This window comes from Rheinheimera sp., from assembly GCF_036782235.1.
GTDB lineage: Bacteria > Pseudomonadota > Gammaproteobacteria > Enterobacterales > Alteromonadaceae > Pararheinheimera.
In genome coordinates this window covers 89,728-107,635 of the sequence record NZ_DAIPZL010000006.1, presented here as the reverse complement: position 1 = coordinate 107,635, position 17,908 = coordinate 89,728, and the positions used below count along the sequence as shown (strand labels likewise).

Annotated in this window: 18 protein-coding genes; 12 read left to right on the top strand and 6 right to left on the bottom strand. The window is 50.5% G+C overall.

The genetic code is table 11. From position 1 onward, the window contains the following. Position 1: 1 nt before the first annotated feature. The gene (locus tag V7P87_RS09100; protein ID WP_333797154.1) at positions 2-307 is read right to left on the bottom strand and encodes an ArsR/SmtB family transcription factor; all 306 of its coding nucleotides are present in this window, start codon (positions 305-307) and stop codon (positions 2-4) included. Positions 308-489: 182 nt separating this feature from the next. On the opposite strand from V7P87_RS09100, the gene V7P87_RS09095 reads away from it, so the two are divergent. Both V7P87_RS09095 and V7P87_RS09090 read left to right on the top strand, forming a co-directional pair. Next, positions 490-1,026, top strand: coding sequence for a lipocalin family protein (locus V7P87_RS09095; protein WP_333797153.1), 537 nt, complete (start codon positions 490-492; stop codon positions 1,024-1,026). 132 nt (positions 1,027-1,158) lie between these two features. Beyond that, on the top strand, positions 1,159-1,599 hold the full coding sequence (locus V7P87_RS09090) for a hypothetical protein (protein ID WP_333797152.1): 441 nt from the start codon (positions 1,159-1,161) through the stop codon (positions 1,597-1,599). On the opposite strand, the gene yjjG is transcribed toward V7P87_RS09090, so the two are convergent. Further along, positions 1,585-2,259 carry a pyrimidine 5'-nucleotidase gene (gene yjjG / locus V7P87_RS09085; RefSeq protein WP_333797151.1) on the bottom strand — a complete coding sequence of 225 codons (675 nt, stop codon included), beginning with the start codon at positions 2,257-2,259 and terminating at the stop codon, positions 1,585-1,587. The genes V7P87_RS09090 and yjjG overlap by 15 nt on opposite strands. A gap of 164 nt (positions 2,260-2,423) precedes the next feature. Here yjjG and V7P87_RS09080 point away from each other — a divergent pair, with 164 nt between their 5' ends. From V7P87_RS09080 to thpR, 5 genes are all read left to right on the top strand, one after another. Beyond that, complete coding sequence (locus V7P87_RS09080) at positions 2,424-2,651, top strand: ribosome alternative rescue factor ArfA (RefSeq protein WP_333797150.1); 228 nt, start codon at positions 2,424-2,426, stop codon at positions 2,649-2,651. A gap of 109 nt (positions 2,652-2,760) precedes the next feature. Next, positions 2,761-3,111: a VOC family protein gene (locus V7P87_RS09075; protein WP_333797149.1), complete on the top strand. Its 351-nt coding sequence runs from the start codon at positions 2,761-2,763 to the stop codon at positions 3,109-3,111. Between the two features lie 2 nt (positions 3,112-3,113). Beyond that, positions 3,114-3,917 carry a PhzF family phenazine biosynthesis protein gene (locus tag V7P87_RS09070; protein WP_333797148.1) on the top strand — a complete coding sequence of 268 codons (804 nt, stop codon included), beginning with the start codon at positions 3,114-3,116 and terminating at the stop codon, positions 3,915-3,917. 125 nt (positions 3,918-4,042) lie between these two features. Continuing rightward, on the top strand, positions 4,043-4,813 hold the full coding sequence (gene rluF, locus V7P87_RS09065) for a 23S rRNA pseudouridine(2604) synthase RluF (RefSeq protein ID WP_333797147.1): 771 nt from the start codon (positions 4,043-4,045) through the stop codon (positions 4,811-4,813). Further along, a complete protein-coding gene (gene thpR / locus V7P87_RS09060) occupies positions 4,803-5,390 on the top strand; it encodes an RNA 2',3'-cyclic phosphodiesterase (protein ID WP_333797146.1) in 588 nt (195 codons plus the stop codon). The genes rluF and thpR overlap by 11 nt, the downstream gene beginning before the upstream one ends. A 110-nt stretch (positions 5,391-5,500) precedes the next feature. Here the strand turns inward: thpR and V7P87_RS09055 are convergent, their stop codons facing one another. After that, positions 5,501-6,565: a DUF3083 family protein gene (locus V7P87_RS09055; protein WP_333797145.1), complete on the bottom strand. Its 1,065-nt coding sequence runs from the start codon at positions 6,563-6,565 to the stop codon at positions 5,501-5,503. Between the two features lie 366 nt (positions 6,566-6,931). Here V7P87_RS09055 and V7P87_RS09050 point away from each other — a divergent pair, with 366 nt between their 5' ends. Genes V7P87_RS09050 through V7P87_RS09040 form a run of 3 tightly spaced genes read left to right on the top strand, consistent with a single transcriptional unit; the run spans position 6,932 to position 11,534 of the window. Beyond that, positions 6,932-8,065 carry an efflux RND transporter periplasmic adaptor subunit gene (locus tag V7P87_RS09050; protein WP_333797144.1) on the top strand — a complete coding sequence of 378 codons (1,134 nt, stop codon included), beginning with the start codon at positions 6,932-6,934 and terminating at the stop codon, positions 8,063-8,065. Further along, positions 8,062-11,235, top strand: a complete 3,174-nt coding sequence (locus tag V7P87_RS09045) for an efflux RND transporter permease subunit (RefSeq protein ID WP_333797143.1) — start codon at positions 8,062-8,064, stop codon at positions 11,233-11,235. The genes V7P87_RS09050 and V7P87_RS09045 overlap by 4 nt, the downstream gene beginning before the upstream one ends. Next, positions 11,235-11,534 (top strand): hypothetical protein, encoded by a 300-nt coding sequence (locus tag V7P87_RS09040; RefSeq protein WP_333797142.1) that lies wholly within the window; start codon positions 11,235-11,237, stop codon positions 11,532-11,534. Before V7P87_RS09045 ends, V7P87_RS09040 begins: the two co-directional genes overlap by 1 nt. 93 nt (positions 11,535-11,627) lie before the next feature. Here the strand turns inward: V7P87_RS09040 and V7P87_RS09035 are convergent, their stop codons facing one another. The 3 genes from V7P87_RS09035 to trxA form a co-directional block, all read right to left on the bottom strand. After that, entirely contained in the window at positions 11,628-12,923 is a 1,296-nt protein-coding gene (locus V7P87_RS09035; protein ID WP_333797141.1) for an NAD(P)/FAD-dependent oxidoreductase, read from the bottom strand. Between the two features lie 169 nt (positions 12,924-13,092). Then, positions 13,093-14,361: a transcription termination factor Rho gene (gene rho / locus V7P87_RS09030; RefSeq protein ID WP_260658129.1), complete on the bottom strand. Its 1,269-nt coding sequence runs from the start codon at positions 14,359-14,361 to the stop codon at positions 13,093-13,095. Positions 14,362-14,562: 201 nt separating this feature from the next. Continuing rightward, positions 14,563-14,889 carry a thioredoxin TrxA gene (gene trxA / locus V7P87_RS09025; protein ID WP_296298106.1) on the bottom strand — a complete coding sequence of 109 codons (327 nt, stop codon included), beginning with the start codon at positions 14,887-14,889 and terminating at the stop codon, positions 14,563-14,565. Positions 14,890-15,074: 185 nt separating this feature from the next. Here trxA and rhlB point away from each other — a divergent pair, with 185 nt between their 5' ends. Continuing rightward, a complete protein-coding gene (gene rhlB / locus V7P87_RS09020; RefSeq protein WP_260658127.1) occupies positions 15,075-16,346 on the top strand; it encodes an ATP-dependent RNA helicase RhlB in 1,272 nt (423 codons plus the stop codon). Beyond that, positions 16,312-17,856 carry a guanosine-5'-triphosphate,3'-diphosphate diphosphatase gene (gene gppA, locus V7P87_RS09015; protein WP_333797140.1) on the top strand — a complete coding sequence of 515 codons (1,545 nt, stop codon included), beginning with the start codon at positions 16,312-16,314 and terminating at the stop codon, positions 17,854-17,856. Before rhlB ends, gppA begins: the two co-directional genes overlap by 35 nt. Positions 17,857-17,908: the final 52 nt, after the last annotated feature.

Sequence of the window (17,908 nt, the reverse complement as noted above, 5' to 3'; positions counted from 1 at the left end):
CTTAAAGCTGCTGTTGCAGGCGCTGCAAAAACGCCTGAATAGCCGCTTCGTTTCGCGAAAAAAAGTTCCACTGACCTACTTTTTTGCTGCTGATAAAACCAGCTCTTTGCAAAATGGCCAGATGGTTCGACACTGTGGACTGCGACAGCCCGGTTTTTTGATCAATTTTGCCGGCACAAACCCCAAACGACAGCGGGTGTTCCTGGTCGGCAAAATACTGCTCCGGCGTTTTTAACCAGAGCAGGATGTCGCGCCTGACCGGGTGTGACAGCGCTTTGATCAGTTCATCAAATTCTGTGGTATTCATTTGGGATCCCAATATCCTTGTATCGCGATATTTCGAAATATATATCGTTATTAATCGATATTCAAGGGCAGCTCAACAATCAATAGCGCAGCAACTGTCATTATTTTTTGCCGGTCGTTGCGCTATTTATGTGGTGGCTGCGTATCCAGCAGTAGTGCTGCTTGGGGCTACAGGAGAAAAACATGAGAAAATTCAACGTTATGATGACAGGTTGGACGCTGTTGCTGGCTGGTTTGCTCCTGACAGGCTGCACCGGCGTGCCGGAAAATGTGACGCCGGTCACGCCTTTTGAGTTAAAGCGTTATTTGGGGCAGTGGTATGAAATAGCCCGGCTGGACCACAGCTTTGAGCGGGGTTTAACCCAGGTGAGCGCAACCTACAGCCTGCGGGAAGATGGTTATGTCAAAGTGTTGAACCGGGGGTTTTCCGAAGAACACCAACAATGGGACGAAGCCGAAGGGGTAGCTAAATTTGTTGGCCCTGAGAATGAAGGCCGGCTCAAAGTATCATTTTTTGGCCCATTTTACGGTGCTTACAATATCGCCAAACTGGCGCCGGACTACAGTATGGCGCTGGTGGTGGGGCCTGATCTCAGTTATGCCTGGTTGCTGGCGCGTAGTGATAAACCTGCTGCGGCACAATGTGCTGAGTTTTATCAAGCGGCCGCAGCCCTTGGCATTGCAGAAAAAGACTGGATTAAAATTCAGACTTGCCAATAACAGTCGCAATCAGCACAGCGAATAAACACCAGAGGAATTTTGCGCCTGATCCGCAACTCTGTTGTGCTGGATCAAGTACTGCTGGCCACAGGCTTTTATAGTAAGCAGAGACAGATCTGCGGAGCCTGAAGCATGAATCCAGCGTCAGCGCCAAATCCTGCCACTGGTGTGCAGAACACACTCGGAGAGAGTGCGCCGGCTGAAAGTGCGCCGGCAGCCACAGTACAACAATACGACGCAGTGGCCAGGCCGCAAACCGCCGCTCTAGCTGCCAGCAAAAGGCTAATGTTCTGGTTAAAGCTGGTGATGTTGAGTGGCATCACACTGATTATTTTTGGCCATTATTTGTGGCTGGGGGCAAAATTGCCGGAAACCATGGGCGTGCAGGGCATTATTATCGTGGCGCTTTGTTGTGCTTTGGGGCTGATTTTGTCTTTGCCCACTAAAATTTATCTGACCTTATTGCTGATGCAATATGAAAACGAACAGCAGGCGATAGCGCAGCACAACCTGGCGCAAAACGGCACCAGTGGTCAAAGCGAAGAACGGCCAACCAGCTCAGGCCAGCAGTAATTGCTGTAGCTCAGACAAAGACTGTACTGTGTAGTCTGGCTGAATGCCCTGTGGTGCCTGTTGCTGTTGATGATTGAGCCAGCAGGCGGCCATGCCGGCTTGTTGTGCACCTTGCACATCAGCCAGAATATTATCGCCGACCATCAGAGTTTTGTGTTTGGCCGGATAACCGAGACTGGCCAGTGCATGATCAAAAATAGCCGGATGGGGTTTGGCCACGCCCACCTGTTCGGAAATGACCAGACTGTCAAAATAATGCGCCACACCACAACGTTCCAGCCGCAGCTGCTGCATCCGGGTAAAACCATTGGTAATAATGCCAAGTTGTGCTTTGCCGCTGAGCGCTTGCAGCAACTCAAGGGCACCAGGCAATAAAGTGCAGATATCGGCCATGGTCAGCAAAAACTCATCATTCAGCTCGGCTGCATTCAGGCCCAACTTTTCGGCATAAGGCAGAAAACGGCGGCTTTGCAGTTGTTCGGCGTTAATATCACCGGCCTGATATTGTTGCCAGAGTGGCAGATTCAGTTGTTGGTAACGCTGAAATTCCGCCTGATCAAAGGCCAGTTCATACCGGCTGAACAACCGGCTTAAACCGGCAAAGGCGTCAAAATGAAACAGCGTGTCGTCGGCGTCGAACAAAATGCAGTTGTATAACATGGCTTTTCCGCAGTTAATCTCACTGAAATAGCAGGCGCTGCATTATGGCAGAAAGCGGCGGCGCCAGACATGGTTCAGCGCAAAAATGCCACTGCAAAAAACCGCTTGTAGCTGCTGCCATTGTTGTTACAATGCGCTCGTTTTTTAACCAAAAAGGAAAGGCAATGAAAAAATCAGCAAAGGGCAAAGTTGCCCATGGCCGTGGTGACATCCACCACAATGCTCTCGCGGCTTTAGTCACCAGCCCGTTATTTCGCAGCAAAGTGGAAAAACCCAAAAAAGGCAAAGGCGCATACAGCCGCAAACAGAACCGTCAGGGGCACTTACAGGGTGCCCCTGATGCATTTGGGGCCTGTTGTTTGTTGTATTCACTGACAGTTTTTCTGATTTAGGCTGCATTTTTTACCAGCCAACCCCTTGCTGTGATTGCCTAAATCCCAACCCCTTGTTAGCCTCAGAATTCTTTCTCGCCACAGTGTGTTATTTCAACAAGGAAACGCCATGACCCGCCCTGATCAGATTAATTATCTTGAGCTGCCAAGCTTGCAGCCTGAACAAAGCAAAGCTTTTTTTACCTCTGTGTTTGGCTGGCGTTTTGTCGACTACGGCCCTGATTATCTGGCATTTTTTGATGCCGGTCTGGAAGGTGGTTTTTACCGCGCTACTCAGGTGGCGACCACGGCCCAGGGGGGTGTTTTGGTGGTGTTAAAAAGCGACAATCTGGCACAAAGTTTAGCGGCAGTGCAGGCTGCCGGAGCAACCATCACTAAAGCCATTTTTAGTTTCCCAGGTGGCCGGCGTTTTCAGTTTCTGGAACCAGGCGGTAATGAATTTGCTATCTGGGCGGAATAGCTATGCCGCAGCTGTTTGCAGTTCATCTGGTGCAGGCTTTTAGCAGTGCAACTTGTGCCGGTAACCCTGCCGCTGTGGTTGTATTTAATGAATTTCCACCAACAGAGCTATTACAACAGCTGGCGGCTGCCACCGAGCAGCCGGTCACTGTGATGTTATGCCCGGCGCAAGTTGGTTATCACATTCGCTGGTTTAGCAGCAGTACCGAAATCAATTTATGTGGCCACGGCACTTTGGCCGCTGCTGCTGTGCTATTTAATGAACTTAAAAACACCCGCCAAAGCAATGAATTAGCCTTCTCTAGCCCTTTTGGCACTATCACAGTGGCAAAACAACAACAGCATTTTTGTCTGACGCTGAATGCTTTTGCCTTGCAAGCGCAAGCTCTGGACTCTTTAACAACGGCCATCACCCAGGGTGCTATTGCTGCGGCCAGCGGCAGAGACCTTATTCTGGAGTTTGCGACTGTAGCTGAAGTAGCGGCTTATCAGCCGGATTTTGCAGCTATCTGTGTATTGTCATGGCACGCTGTGATTTTGACGGCGGCTGCAACACAAGGCGGTTATGTCTTCCGGTATTTTGCACCCAAAATTGGTATTAACGAAGATCCGGCGACAGGTTCGGCCCATTGCTCACTGATGCCTTATTGGACAAGCAGGCTGGGCCATGGACCTATTGGTGCCCGCCAGCTGTCAGCAACAGGGGGCGAGTTTGTTTTGCAGTTATTGCCACAGAGCACCGGTGATTTAGTACAGATAGCCGCGATGGCCAGGTATTCTGGGGTCAGCCATTTGTTATTGCCATAAGCACGCGAAGGCAACAACGCTGGCTTGTTAAATCTTTACCTTTTACGCCAATCAAAGCCCAAGCTTGCCCTTAGCCTGACGGAGCCTTAAACTTTCCATCATTTTTTGCCACAGGCGTACTCCAGTTGACAGCATCTACCGAGCTTTTTCGTTTAAATAAATTTATCAGCGACACTGGTTTTTGTTCCAGACGTGAAGCCGACAAGCTGATTGAGTCTGGTCAGGTGAAAGTGAACGGGCAAGTGGCGCTGGTGGGCACTAAAGTGGCGGCCACTGATCAGGTGGAAGTCGCCGGTAAACCACTAAAAAATAAACCCAGAAGAGTGTATCTGGCGTACCACAAGCCGGTGGGCATTACCTGTACCACAGAGCTGCATGTCAAAGGCAATATTGTGGATGCGGTGAAATATCCGGAGCGGATTTTTCCGATAGGCCGGCTCGATAAAGAATCTGAAGGCCTGATTTTCCTGACCAATGACGGTGATATCGTCAATAAAATTCTGCGTGCCGGTAACGCCCACGACAAAGAATATGTAGTGACAGTCGACAAGCCTATTCACGATGCTTTTATCCGCAAAATGGCCGCCGGCGTGCCTATTCTCGACACTGTGACCCTGCCTTGTCAGGTCACACAAAAATCGCGGCATACGTTTAATATTGTGCTGCGTCAGGGCTTAAACCGGCAAATCCGTCGTATGACCGAATATCTGGGGTTTAATGTCACTAAACTCAAAAGGGTGCGCATTATGAATGTGCGGCTGGTCGGGCTGGCCCCCGGACAGTGGCGTGAATTAACCGCCAGCGAAATGGCTGAGCTGGAAACCATGTTATTAAGCTCGAGCAAAACCGAAGAAGCGTCCAGATTAACCCCATCGCAGTTGCCGGATGAAGACTGAGTCTGGCTGGCCTGATGTTGATGGGCCCGATTTTGATGGGGCAGAATTTAATTGGCCGGGAGAACGTCGGCTTTTTATTGGCGTAGCACCTTCAGCAGCGCAACAAGAAGAGCTCACCGCTTTGCTGCAGCAGCTTAAGCCGCCATTGCAGCCTGTGACTCCTGCCAATTTACATCTGACGTTATTATTTTTAGGCCAAAGCAGCGCGGTACAAACAGAGTTGTTGTGGCGGCTACTTCAAACACAACAGTTACCGGCTTTTGAAGTATTGTTGGACCAGCTGGAATTATGGCCCGGGCCAGCTGTGTATTGCCTGACCGGTGTGTTACAGCATCCCGGGCTGATACAACTGGATACTGTGCTGCGACAAGCAGCGTTACAGGCTGGTTTTTTACCGCCCCAGCATGCATTGCGCCCTCATATTACGCTGGCGCGCAAAGCCAAACTGCCGCCGGAGCCTGCACCACAAACACCAGCGCTGTTATTAACACCCAGCCAGCTGAGGTTGTACCATTCGCTGTCAACTCCTACCGGAGTTCGTTACCTGCCTTTGGCCAGTTTGCCGCTTCAGCGCTGACCAGGCGTTGCCGGGGGCAACAAAAAACCGCGTCAGCCGGGACTTGGCAGACGCGGTGTGGCACAGCAATACAAGCACGACAGAGGAGACGGCTTGTTGGCCTTAAAACATCACAGCTGGTAGCTAATGTGCTGATGAAAACGGACTATTAAATCGTCTTTGGCCGGGTCCATTTCCAGTTGTTGCGCCAGCGCTTTTAACGCCTGCTCCACCTGATTCATAAAACGGCCATAACCAAACTCTGTTTGATCGTCCTGACCTGCCACCAATAATAAGTGAGCAGTTTCCATGCGCTGATCCGGCAGCCAGTGACTGAATACCTGGGCTTTATCCGATGTTAAATCAAAACTCAGCATATGCAGTTCCTGACTGCGTTTGGGTTTTTCAATCTGGCTGCTGCGCACCAGCGGTGTGCTGCCATCGGCCACCAGTGCCAGCCGGGTCAGGTGATGGGCTGTGGCGGCGCTGATAAAACGCTGCTCCAGCTGCTGGTAGAGTTCAGTAAAAGGTGCGCTGCTGTTGTGCTGTAGTTGCTGCACCAGTTTGCGGCTTAGTGGCACAGTGGCGGCGGCATAAGTCATGGCCTGATGAATAGCTGGAATTTCTACATCACGTGCCATATAACGATTTGAAATAGAACGTAATTTGTAGCCAAAGCTGCTGTCACAGCCTTTAGCGCGGGCAAATAAATCATAAGATAAATGCTGGTGGTCGCGGATTTTCAGCGGTACAGCTACAGGCAACCGGGCTTTAAACTCCTGCAACACTGCTTTGACTGTACGGTGAAAGGCGGCCGCCTGATTGCGGATTTCGCTGCCCGTCGCCAGGCATAACAAACTGATTTTGCGGGCGCGGTAGTTGGGGTCAAAGTGGCTGTGCTGCGCTTCGTGGTAGGCCGGGTTATAAAAAAACAACATCTGGTCGGCGGTTTGAAAACTAAAAGCCTCAGTGTGAAAACGCACCACCGGCAGTTTATCGTTGGCAATAAAATGTACGTTTTTTAAGCCTGCTAGCTCACAAAGCAGGAAAAACTGCTGGCTCAGCTGCTGATAACAGCTGTAGGTGTCGGCGTAGCTGGCAAAAAATCCCTCGCTCAGTTGCAGCTCGGCCAAAATATACTGGTTATCTTTGGCGGTATCCGGAATGTACACTTTGTGTTGGGTGCTGATAGCCATCAGAATTTCCTTGTAGATGCATTTTTCGACGGCGCCATTCTAGTCTTGCTATATGACCAAAACATTGTTCCAGCGCAATCTTTCCCCTGATCCCACAGAGGCTGCCAAAGGTTAACTATGGGGTTGCTGCGTACCAGGCTTGGTTGTAACTTTCAGTAACATTTTGTTGCTACTGCAATTGCTGTCACAAAACGCCAGACCTGTTAGTCTGGCAATAATCAATACTTTAACTTCTGGTATGTCCGCAGCTCTTGGGCTTCGGCATTGATGAGATGGAAATTTAATATGGCCGCCACATTCAAAAAAATTGCCGTTCCCACTGTCATTTTGCTGTCTGCAGCCTTGATTGCTGCAGGTTTGGCGGCAATGCGTAAACCGCCGGAAAAAAAGGCTGAAACCAAGCAAGCGCTATTGGTGGAAGTGCAACAAGTGCAGCCGCAGGATTTAAATTATCTGATTGAGTCGCAAGGGGCGGTGATCCCAAAGCTGGAAACCAGCCTGGTATCTGAAGTAAATGGCCGGGTGGTGCAGCTTGCCGACAATTTTGTGGAAGGTGGTTTTTTTCAGCAGGGTGATTTGCTGGTACAACTGGAACGCAGTGACTACCTGACCGCAGTGAAAGCGGCCGAAGCGGCGCTGGCAACAGCTGAGGCGGCACTGGAAGAAGAAAAAGCCAGAGTGCGGGTGGCAGAAGAAGACTGGCGCTCTTTTAAAGCTGGACAGGCGCCGGCATTAGGTTTACGCCGGCCGCAGCTGGCCAGTGCTCTGGCCAAAGTACGTTCAGCTGAAGCCGATCTTGACAGAGCCAAACGTGATTTAAGCCGCACAGAAATCCGCGCCCCTTATGCCGGCATGGTGAAAAACCGCAGTGTGGATTTAGGCCAGTTTGTCAGCCGCGGCAGCAGCATAGGTATGATTTATGGCACTGATGTGGCGGAAGTCCGGTTGCCACTGACGGATCATGACCTGGCTTATATCGATTTAAAACCGGGCAATCCGGCGCCTGCGGTACAACTGAGTGCGCAAGTGGCTGGTAAAACGCTGACATGGCAGGCTGCACTGGTGCGTACCGAAGGCGTGCTGGATGAGCGCAGCAGGGTGATCCATGCCGTGGCTGAAGTGAAAAATCCTTATCAGCTGGGGGTGCCAAATGTTGAACCGCTGCGCTTTGGTCGTTTTGTCAAAGCCAGTATTGCCGGCCGTCAGGCGCAACAGGTTGTCGTAGTACCGCGGCATTTATTAAGGCCAGCCAATCAGTTGCTGGTGGTGGACGCTGAGCAGAAACTACAGCTGCGAACCATGGAGCTGGACAGAGCTGACGAGCAGCAAGCTTATATTGCAGCGGGTTTTTCGCCAGGTGATCAAATTCTGGTTTCACCTGTCACCAACCCGTTGCCCGGCTTGCAGGTGCGGTTAAGTACAGACAACAGCAAAGCTACAGCTAAAAAATCCGACAAAGAAACTGCGGACACTGTGGCGAAGGGCGGAGATCAGTCATGACCGGTAATCAGAGTATCTTAAGCTGGTTTGCCCGCAATAGTGTGGCAGCCAATCTGCTGATGGTGGTGTTGTTACTGGCCGGCCTGGCCTCAGTGTTAACCATCAAAAAACAGGTTTTTCCGGAAATCCAGCTGGAACAGGTGAATATCCGGGTGCCGTACCTGGGGGCGGCGCCACAGGAAGTGGAAAGTGGTGTTATTGATAAAATTGAAGAAAGCCTGCGTGGTGTCAACGGTATTAAAAGGATCCGTTCTAACGCTGTTGAGGGTTTAGCCACAGTGCAGGCGGAAATTGCCAACGGCTATGACATCAGTGAAGTGATGGAGGAAATTAAAACCCAGGTCAATTCCATTTCGTCTTTGCCTGAACAAACGGAAAAACCTGTGGTGTACCGGGTACGTTTTCAGAGCAATGTGATGTGGGTGTCTTTGTACGGTGATTTACCCGAGCATAGCCTCAAAGAGCTGGCCAAAGATATCCGTGATGAGCTCAAAGCCAAACCCGGCGTCAGCAAAGTGGAAGTGGTTGCTGCCCGTCCTTATGAAATTGCCATTGAGTTGTCTGAACACAAACTCAAAGAGTACGGCCTGACCTTTGAACAGGTGGTCAGTGCTATCCGTGGCAGCTCAGTGGATTTACCTGGTGGTTCTATCCGTTCTGAAAGCGGCAATATCTTATTGCGTACCAAAGGTCAGGCTTACGACTTTGCCGACTTTGCCAGCATAGTGCTGCTGAAGTTTGCTGACGGTAGTAAGTTATTGCTGGGTGATATTGCTGTAGTTACCGACGGTTTTATTGAGCGGGAGCGGCTGGCCACTTTTGATGGCAAAAACTCGGTGTCGATAAAAATTGACGCTGTAGGTGATGACAACACCCTAAAAATTGCCGAAACCGTCAAAGCCTATGTTGCAGAGAAAAAACAACAATTGCCCGCCAGCGTAACACTGGCGACCTGGGGTGACGCCAGTTATTACCTGCAGGGCCGGTTGGATTTAATGACAGACAATATGCTGATGGGCGCTTTATTGGTGTTACTGGCGCTGACGCTGTTTCTGGAGTTTCGCATCGCCTTTTGGGTCATGGTGGGCATTCCGGTGTGTTTCCTCGGCGCACTTGCCCTGTTGCCATTGCCCTGGTTTGGCGTGTCTATCAATATGATTAGTTTATTCGGTTTTATTCTGGTGCTGGGCATAGTGGTTGATGACGCCATTATTATCGGCGAAAGTGCGTACAGTGAGATCGAAAAATATGGCAAAAGTACCGAAGCCGTGATCCGCGGTGCCGAAAAAGTAGCGATGCCAGCCACTTTTGGTGTGCTGACCACAGTGGCTGCTTTTGCGCCTATGTTGATGGTGGGCGGCACTATGTCTGCTATCTGGGGTTCTATTGCCTGGGTGGTGGTGTTGTGTTTGTTGTTGTCTATTGTCGAATCCAAACTGATTTTACCGGCCCATTTGGTCAAAATGGACACCAAACCCTGGGATCCGGCCCGGACCGGCTTTTTTTATCGGCTAGGACGTTCCGGCAGCAATGGCCTAAAAAAGGTGCGTGAAGCTGTTTCAGGCTGGCTGGAAAACTATATTGAACAGAAATACCGGCCCTTTATCGAAATTTGTATCCGCCATCGTTATGTCACTATGAGTAGTTTTGTTGCCATGCTGATCCTGATGGGCGGCCTGATGTCTGGTGGATTTGTGCGTTGGGTGTTTTTCCCTGAACTGCCAAGCGACTTTATCCAGGCCAATGTGAAGATGGAAGAAGGTGCATCCAATAAAGCCACAGTGCTGGCAATGCAACAGATTGAACAGGCGCTGATCCGTGCTAACGATAAAATGCGGCAGCAGGAAGGTGAAGACGTGGTAAAGCACCGGCTGATGTTCCTGAACTCTGATACTGCAGGTCAAATTGTGGTGGAACTGGAAAAAAGTGAAGGTCGTGAAATTGACGGTTTTGAAATCGCCAAGCGCTGGCGCGAAGAAGTACCGGAAATACCGGGTCTGAAGTCTTTTAAAATTAATGCCAATTCCATGGGCGGTGGTGCCGGCGCTGATATTTCTTTTCAGTTACGCGGCAACGACTTAGATCAGTTACAGGCAGCTACCCGCGAACTAAAAACTGCGCTGGCCGGCTACAACGGTGTTTTTGACATTGAAGATAACCTGCTTGGCGGCAATGACGAAATTGTGTTGCAGCTTAAACCCGAGGCCGATGCGCTTGGTATCAGTCTGCAGAATCTGGCGCAGCAGGTGCGTTATGGTTTTTACGGTGCTGAAGCTCAGCGTGTGCAGCGTGACGGTGAAGAAATTAAAGTGATGGTGCGTTATCCGCGAGATGAGCGCTCATCGATTGGCAACCTGGAAAATATGCGGATCCGCACCGCCAACGGCGGCGTTGTGCCATTTTCACAGGTGGCAACTTACAGGTTGCAGCCCAGCTACAGTGCAATTAACAGGGTGAATGGGATGAGAGCTGTGTCGGTGAATGCTGCAGCCGATAAAAGCCTGATTGAACCGTCAAAAGTGGTTAAAGAAATCCGTGAAAGCACGCTAAAACAAATCAGTGAAAAATATCCGGGTGTGACTTCTGAGCTGGAAGGCAACACGCAGGATGAAGCAGATGCAATGGTTGAACTGCTCAAAGGTGCAGTGTTTGCGCTGTTTTGTATTTACGGTTTAATGGCCATTCCGCTGAAATCTTATAGTCAGCCGCTGATTATTATGAGTGTGATCCCATTTGGATTGGTGGGTGCTGTGCTGGGGCATCTGGTGCTTGGGCTTAGCATGAGCATTATGTCGGTGTTTGGTCTGGTTGCGCTGGCCGGCGTCGTGGTGAATGACAGTCTGATCATGGTTGATTTTGTCAACAGAGCCAGAGCTGAAGGTGTAGCCCTTACCAAAGCCGTGGTGGATGCGGGTACTCAGAGGTTCAGGGCTATTTTACTGACCTCGCTGACTACCTTTGTTGGCCTGGCACCTATTGTGCTGGAGCGCAGTCTGCAGGCCAAAGTGGTGGTGCCGATGGCAGTGTCGCTGGCCTTTGGTATTTTGTTTGCCACTATGATTACTTTACTGCTGATCCCGGCCTTGTATGTGATTCTGGATGACGTTAAGAGCCTGTTTAGCAGCAACAAAAGCAATAATGCCGCAGCGGTACAAAGCGGAGAACACTGATGGATAAAGGTTTATTTTTGCAGCAGGCCAAACAGCAGTTTTTGCTGATTTTTCAAAAAAGCAAAGCCAGAGACACAGTGACAGTAGAAAAACACCGGGCTGAAGGTTTTTTATATGCCGGTGAGCTGCTGGGGCTTACCGATAAAACCGAGTTGCAGCAGCTAATGGCCGAGGCACACCTGGAAGTTTTTGGGTATGCGCTGAGCGAAAGGCTGGATTACCAGCAACAACGTAAAACGGCCCTGGCTGACGGTCAGTTTGATTATTTTGATGAGCCGGCCATTTCACGCCGGCGTTAAGATGCGGCTGTTGTGAATTTGTGTGGCGGTAAAAAAGGCAGCTGATGTACAGCTGCCTTTGTTGTCTATGGTGGGGATGTGCTGTGAGTGTTGTTAGTGCAGCTTTAGCCTTGGCCGGATAATTTTATTAATACGGCCTATTACCGAAATCATCAGAGTGCGCCACCAGCCATGTAAAGCCACCTGATGCATGCGGTATAACGAAATATATGCCATCCGCGCAATCCGACCTTCAATCATCATAGCGCCGCCAACCAGATTGCCCATCAGGCTGCCAACAGTGCCAAAACGACTCAGTGAGATTAAGGAACCGTGATCCCGGTAATGATATTGCTGCTGCGGTTTACCACTGACGGCGGCAATCAGGTTTTTGGCCACCAGCTCAGCCATCTGATGCGCTGACTGAGCCCGTGGTGGCACCCATTTATTGTCAGGCAGCGGGCAACCGGCACAATCACCAATCACATAAATCTGCGAATCGCGGGTGGTTTGTAAAGTGGGTAACACCAGCAGCTGATTGATGCGATTGTTTTCCAGACCAGCCAAATCTTTAAGAAAATCAGGCGCTTTAATACCAGCCGCCCAGACCATTAATTCACTGTCCAGATGTTCATCACCCAGCTGTAATCCATGTTCATCTGCTGCTGTGACTTTCGTCGCCACCCGTACAGTGACGCCCAGTTTCACCAGCTCTTTATGGGCGGCAGCGGCAATACGCTCAGGTAATGCCGGCAGAATACGCGGGCCTGCTTCAATGACACTGATTTTTAACCGGTCGCGTTTCATATCGCTAAAACCGTATAAGTTCAGCTCAGCAGCGGCGTGATGCAGCTCGGCGGCCAGTTCCACGCCGGTAGCACCGGCACCTACTATGGCAATATTCAGATTGTCTTTGGGGTGGCCTGGTGAGTTCAGTTTTAAATAAGCTTCCAGCAAACGGCGGTGGAACCTTTTGGCCTGCGCTGGGCTGTCGAGGAAAATACAGTTTTCCACCACACCAGGGGTGCCAAAATGATTCGACACACTGCCAATTGCCAGCACCAGATAGTCGTAACTTAACCGGCGCTCTGACAAAATTTCTTCACCATTTTCATCATACAGGGGTGCCAGAATCACCTGACGTTGCTCGCGATCCAGCCCTGTCATGGTGCCAAGCTGAAAATCAAAGCCATGGGCGGCGGCATGAGCGCGGTAGGTGACCTGATCGATATCCACATCCAGAGTTCCGGTGGCTACTTCATGCAGCAGCGGTTTCCAGATATGGGTGGCGTTGCGGTCAACCAGCGTGACAGCAGCTTTGTTTTTACGGCCGAGTTTATTTCCAAGACGGGTGGCCAGCTCTAAACCGCCGGCGCCGCCGCCAATAATGACAATACGTGCAAGTGCCATGGTGAATTACCCTGATAAATATAAATTCTGTGCGGGCACATCTGGCCGGGCCCACGGCCTTTGCCGATTTGCCGCCAGGGATCAAAACATCGGCTGCAAATGCCGGTCAGAAACACAGGGGCTGGCGGAAAAGAAGCAAAAAAAAGCCGGCCACAAGGCCGGCTTCAACTTAGCTGTTTTTTTGCCGTTTCATGGACTCAAAAAACTCATCGTTGGTTTTGGTCATCGACAGCTTGTCGATCAAAAATTCCATACAATCGGTTTCGTCCATTGGATTGAGGATTTTGCGTAAGATCCACATTTTCTGCAGTTCTTCCTGCGACGCCAGCAATTCTTCGCGACGGGTGCCAGAGCGGTTAAAGTCGATGGCTGGGAACACCCGGCGTTCAGCAATTTTACGCGACAGGTGCAGTTCCATATTACCTGTACCTTTAAATTCTTCGTAAATCACTTCGTCCATCTTCGAACCAGTGTCCACCAGCGCAGTGGCGATAATGGTTAAGCTGCCACCTTCTTCCACATTACGGGCGGCACCAAAAAAGCGTTTTGGTTTGTGCAGCGCGTTGGCGTCCACACCACCGGTCAGTACTTTGCCTGAACTTGGGATCACAGTGTTATAAGCACGGGCTAAACGGGTGATAGAGTCGAGCAGGATGATCACATCTTTTTTGTGTTCAACCAGACGTTTGGCCTTTTCAATCACCATTTCGGCAACCTGGACGTGGCGGCTGGCTGGCTCGTCGAAGGTTGAAGCAACCACTTCACCTTTAACCATGCGCTGCATCTCGGTCACTTCTTCCGGACGCTCGTCAATCAGCAGCACCATCAACACACATTCAGGGTAATTTGAGGCAATAGACTGGGCAATATTCTGCAGCAGTATGGTTTTACCTGCTTTTGGTGGTGCCACAATCAAACCACGCTGACCACGGCCGATAGGCGAAGCTAAATCCAGCACCCGCGCCGTGATGTCTTCTTTACTGCCATTGCCACGTTCCATCCGCAGCCGTGAATTGGCATGCAAAGGGGTTAAGTTTTCAAACAGAATTTTGTTACGGGCTTGCTCAGGGCGACCGAAGTTCACTTCGTTTACTTTGAGCAGCGCAAAATAACGCTCACCTTCTTTTGGCGGACGAATAAGGCCAGAAATACTGTCGCCGGTGCGCAGGTTAAAGCGGCGGATTTGGCTTGGCGACACATAAATGTCATCCGGGCCTGCTAAATAAGAACTGTCAGATGAGCGCAAAAAGCCAAAGCCATCGGCCAGAATTTCGACCACACCGTCGCCGTAAATCTCTTCACCGTTTTTCGCATGTGATTTTAAGATGGCGAAAATAATATCTTGCTTGCGCAGACGGGCCATGTTTTCCAGGCCCATGGACTCAGCCAGATCAACCAGCTCGTTAATCGGCTTCAGCTTCAGTTCGGTTAAATGCATATTGATGGGTTCTTGTGTATCAAAACAGAAAGATAGCTTTTCGCTGAGCAATTTAGGTTTGGAAATGAATTAGTCAACGAACAAGCGGGTTATTAGAGAAGTTGCTGAGCTACACCATAGCAGGATAAGTTTTGGCCGTCCAGCGGCGCCATAAAAAAAGGCGTACAAATATACGCCTGATTTTCTCTGTGCGGATCAAGCTCAGATGTTGCTGTCCAGAAACTCTTTTAACTGAGTTTTTGACAGAGCGCCAACTTTAGTGGCGGCAACCTGGCCGTTTTTAAATAACAGTAAAGTTGGAATACCACGGATACCAAATTTTGGTGGTGTGCCCGGGTTGTGGTCGATGTTTACTTTGGCTACTGTCACTTTGCCGGCATATTCTTTGGCCACGTCATCCAGGATTGGGGCGATCATTTTGCATGGACCACACCATTCTGCCCAGAAATCCACCAACACAGGGCTGGCAGCTTTTAAAACGTCAGCTTCAAAGCTGTCATCAGAAACCTGTAAAATATGTTCGCTCATTATATTCTCCGATAGGGCTGGGCAGGGTTACTGCGTTATTCAGCGTTTTGGGTTGGAACCACCGGCAAGGGGGCTGCGCTGTTGTACTGGCGCTGCTTTGCGGATGAACCGACCCGTGAAAAAACTGGCATCAATTTTATCCTGACTGTTCCTTATTGCAAGCGTAACGGTTATGCTAACCCGGTATGAATAAAACACACCTCACTCAGCATAAATTCGCCGATTTTGCATTGGCACCTCAGGTCCTTGCCGCACTTCATGCGCAAGGTTACACTCATTGCACACCGATCCAGTCACAGTGTTTGCCACTGGCACTGGCCGGTAAAGACATTGCCGGACAAGCCCAGACCGGCACAGGGAAAACCCTGGCCTTTCTGACGGCAACTTTCCATTATCTGCTGACCCATGAACCTAAAGGTTCAGGCCAGCCGCGTGCCATCATTATGGCTCCTACGCGGGAACTGGCAGTTCAGATCCATCAGGACGCTGTTGAACTGGCAAAACATGCCGGTTTAAAGCTTGCTCTGATTTATGGGGGCGAAGGTTACGATTCTCAACGCCAGTTATTGGAAAAAGGTGCTGATATTTTAATTGGTACCACAGGCCGCCTGATCGACTACATGAAACAAGGCCTGTACGACCTGAAACAAATTCAGGTGGTGGTGCTGGATGAAGCCGATCGTATGTTCGATTTAGGCTTTATCAAAGACATTCGTTATATGTTTAACCGGATGCCGCCTGCCACCGAACGTTTAAGTTTACTGTTCTCTGCCACTTTGTCGTACAAGGTACAGGAGCTGGCATTTGAACAAATGAATCAGCCGGAACATATCCATATTGCGCCTGAGCAAATGACCGGCAGCCGCATCAGCGAAGAACTGTTTTATCCGTCTAACGAACATAAAATGAAGTTATTGCTGACGCTGATGGAAGAAGAATGGCCGGATAAAGCCATTGTTTTTGCCAATACCAAACACTGGTGTGAAGACATTTTTGCCTGGCTGGAAGCCGACGGCCATCGTGTTGGCATGCTCACCGGTGACGTAGTGCAGAAAAAACGCTTAAAAATCCTCGACGATTTTACCAGTGGCAAACTGGATATTCTGGTGGCGACAGACGTTGCAGCCCGTGGTTTACACATTCCAAAAGTGAGTCATGTATTTAACTTTGACCTGCCGGATGACTGTGAAGACTATGTACACCGTATTGGCCGCACCGGCCGTGCCGGTGAAAGCGGCAAAGCTATCAGTTTTGCCTGTGAGCGTTATGCGCTGAACCTGACCGCTATTGAAGACTATATCAAACATCCAATTCCGGTCAGTCAATACGACCCTTCCGCTTTATTAACGGATTTAACCCAGCCGAAGGCGCGTGTACGCCGCCGTCCGGGCCAGGCCCGCAGTGCAGGACGACCTCATCCGAATGGACCAAGACCGCAGCGCGCCAGACCACGTTAAGCCGGGCATCAGCACACCGGAACAATCACAGCATGAAGATATTTATGCTGTGATTGACCTTGGCTCCAACAGCTTTCACATGTTGATGGTGAAAGTGGTTGGCGGCAGTGTGCAGGTGATAGGCCGGGTGAAACGAAAAGTCCGGCTTGCCGCTGGTCTGAATGACAGCCTGGTGCTCAGTAAAAAAGCCATGACCCGCGGCTGGGAGTGCCTGGCACTTTTTGCCGAGCGGTTGCAGGACATTCCATCGCAAAATATCCGTATTGTTGGCACAGCCACATTGCGCCTGGCGCGTAATGTCAAAACGTTCCTCAATGAAGCGGAAAAAATCCTCGGTCATCATATTGAAATTATCAGCGGTGAAGAAGAAGCCCGGCTGATTTATCTGGGAGTTGCCCATACCTCCAGCTGTGAAGCCAACAGGTTAGTCATTGATATTGGCGGCGCTTCTACTGAGATGGTGATCGGCAGCGGTTTTTCCCCTTTATTGCTTGCCAGCCTGAATATGGGCTGTGTGACTTATCTGGACAGATATTTTACCGACGGCCTGCTCACCGAAGATAATTTTAATGCCGCTATTGCCGCGGCAGAGCAGGAGCTCGACAGCATAGCGACTTCCTTTTTGGCAGCAGGCTGGCAAATTTCGGTGGGCGCTTCGGGCACAGTGCAGGCGATGCAGGAAATTCTGGTGGCGCAGGGGCAGGATGAAGTCATTACGCTGGCCAGGCTGGAAAGTATTATGCAGCAGGCGCTGGTCTGTGGTCAGCTGGAGCATTTAACCCTGGTTGGACTGGCGCAGGAGCGCAAACAGGTTTTTCCGTCCGGCCTTGCCATTTTAATCGCCTTATTCCGCAAACTGCATATTCCCGGTATGACTCTGTCGGGGGGCGCTCTGCGCGAAGGGGTGTTGTACAGCATGTTGCCCCAGCTGCAACACAGTGATGTGCGCAACAGAACCATCGCCAGTTTAATGGTGCGTTATTATATTGACGAGCAACACGCCAACAGAGTAGCCGATATGGCGTTGCAGCTGGCATTGCAGTTACAGGCGCAGTGGCAACTGAGTAAATTTGAAGGCCTGAGTATGCTAAGGTCGGGCGCTCTATTGCACGAGCTTGGCCTGCTGATCGAATACAAAAACCATCATCATCACGGTGCTTATATTATCAGCCATACCGAATTACCTGGGTTTACCCGGGCGCAACAACAGCTGTTGATGGCGCTGGTGTATAACCACAGGGCTGATATTAACCGCGACATTATTGCCCGTCAGACCATGACTTCAGTGTTGCTCGCTGTGCGTTTAACCCGGTTACTGCGCTTAGCTGTGGTGTTGTCGATGCGTCGCCGCCATGAAGTGCTGCCGGAAGTGCAAATCAGCGCCCAGGCGGAAAGTCTGACTTTAACTTTGCCTGGCGGCTGGTTGGAGCAGCATCCACTGATGCGCGCTGAGCTGGAGCAGGAAGTGGCGTATCAGCAACAGGCCGGCTGGTTGTTGCAGCTGAAATAAAAAAGCGCCTGAAGGCGCTTTTTTTGGGTCAGGACGATTTGGTGGCAGCCGT

Coding starts and splice junctions, on each gene's coding strand:
- V7P87_RS09100 (WP_333797154.1), bottom strand. CDS start 307: ATGAATACCACAGAATTTGATGAACTGATCAAAGCGCTGTCACACCCG.
- V7P87_RS09095 (WP_333797153.1), top strand. CDS start 490: ATGAGAAAATTCAACGTTATGATGACAGGTTGGACGCTGTTGCTGGCT.
- V7P87_RS09090 (WP_333797152.1), top strand. CDS start 1,159: ATGAATCCAGCGTCAGCGCCAAATCCTGCCACTGGTGTGCAGAACACA.
- yjjG (WP_333797151.1), bottom strand. CDS start 2,259: ATGTTATACAACTGCATTTTGTTCGACGCCGACGACACGCTGTTTCAT.
- V7P87_RS09080 (WP_333797150.1), top strand. CDS start 2,424: ATGAAAAAATCAGCAAAGGGCAAAGTTGCCCATGGCCGTGGTGACATC.
- V7P87_RS09075 (WP_333797149.1), top strand. CDS start 2,761: ATGACCCGCCCTGATCAGATTAATTATCTTGAGCTGCCAAGCTTGCAG.
- V7P87_RS09070 (WP_333797148.1), top strand. CDS start 3,114: ATGCCGCAGCTGTTTGCAGTTCATCTGGTGCAGGCTTTTAGCAGTGCA.
- thpR (WP_333797146.1), top strand. CDS start 4,803: ATGAAGACTGAGTCTGGCTGGCCTGATGTTGATGGGCCCGATTTTGAT.
- V7P87_RS09055 (WP_333797145.1), bottom strand. CDS start 6,565: ATGGCTATCAGCACCCAACACAAAGTGTACATTCCGGATACCGCCAAA.
- V7P87_RS09050 (WP_333797144.1), top strand. CDS start 6,932: ATGCGTAAACCGCCGGAAAAAAAGGCTGAAACCAAGCAAGCGCTATTG.
- V7P87_RS09045 (WP_333797143.1), top strand. CDS start 8,062: ATGACCGGTAATCAGAGTATCTTAAGCTGGTTTGCCCGCAATAGTGTG.
- V7P87_RS09040 (WP_333797142.1), top strand. CDS start 11,235: ATGGATAAAGGTTTATTTTTGCAGCAGGCCAAACAGCAGTTTTTGCTG.
- V7P87_RS09035 (WP_333797141.1), bottom strand. CDS start 12,923: ATGGCACTTGCACGTATTGTCATTATTGGCGGCGGCGCCGGCGGTTTA.
- rho (WP_260658129.1), bottom strand. CDS start 14,361: ATGCATTTAACCGAACTGAAGCTGAAGCCGATTAACGAGCTGGTTGAT.
- trxA (WP_296298106.1), bottom strand. CDS start 14,889: ATGAGCGAACATATTTTACAGGTTTCTGATGACAGCTTTGAAGCTGAC.
- rhlB (WP_260658127.1), top strand. CDS start 15,075: ATGAATAAAACACACCTCACTCAGCATAAATTCGCCGATTTTGCATTG.
- gppA (WP_333797140.1), top strand. CDS start 16,312: ATGGACCAAGACCGCAGCGCGCCAGACCACGTTAAGCCGGGCATCAGC.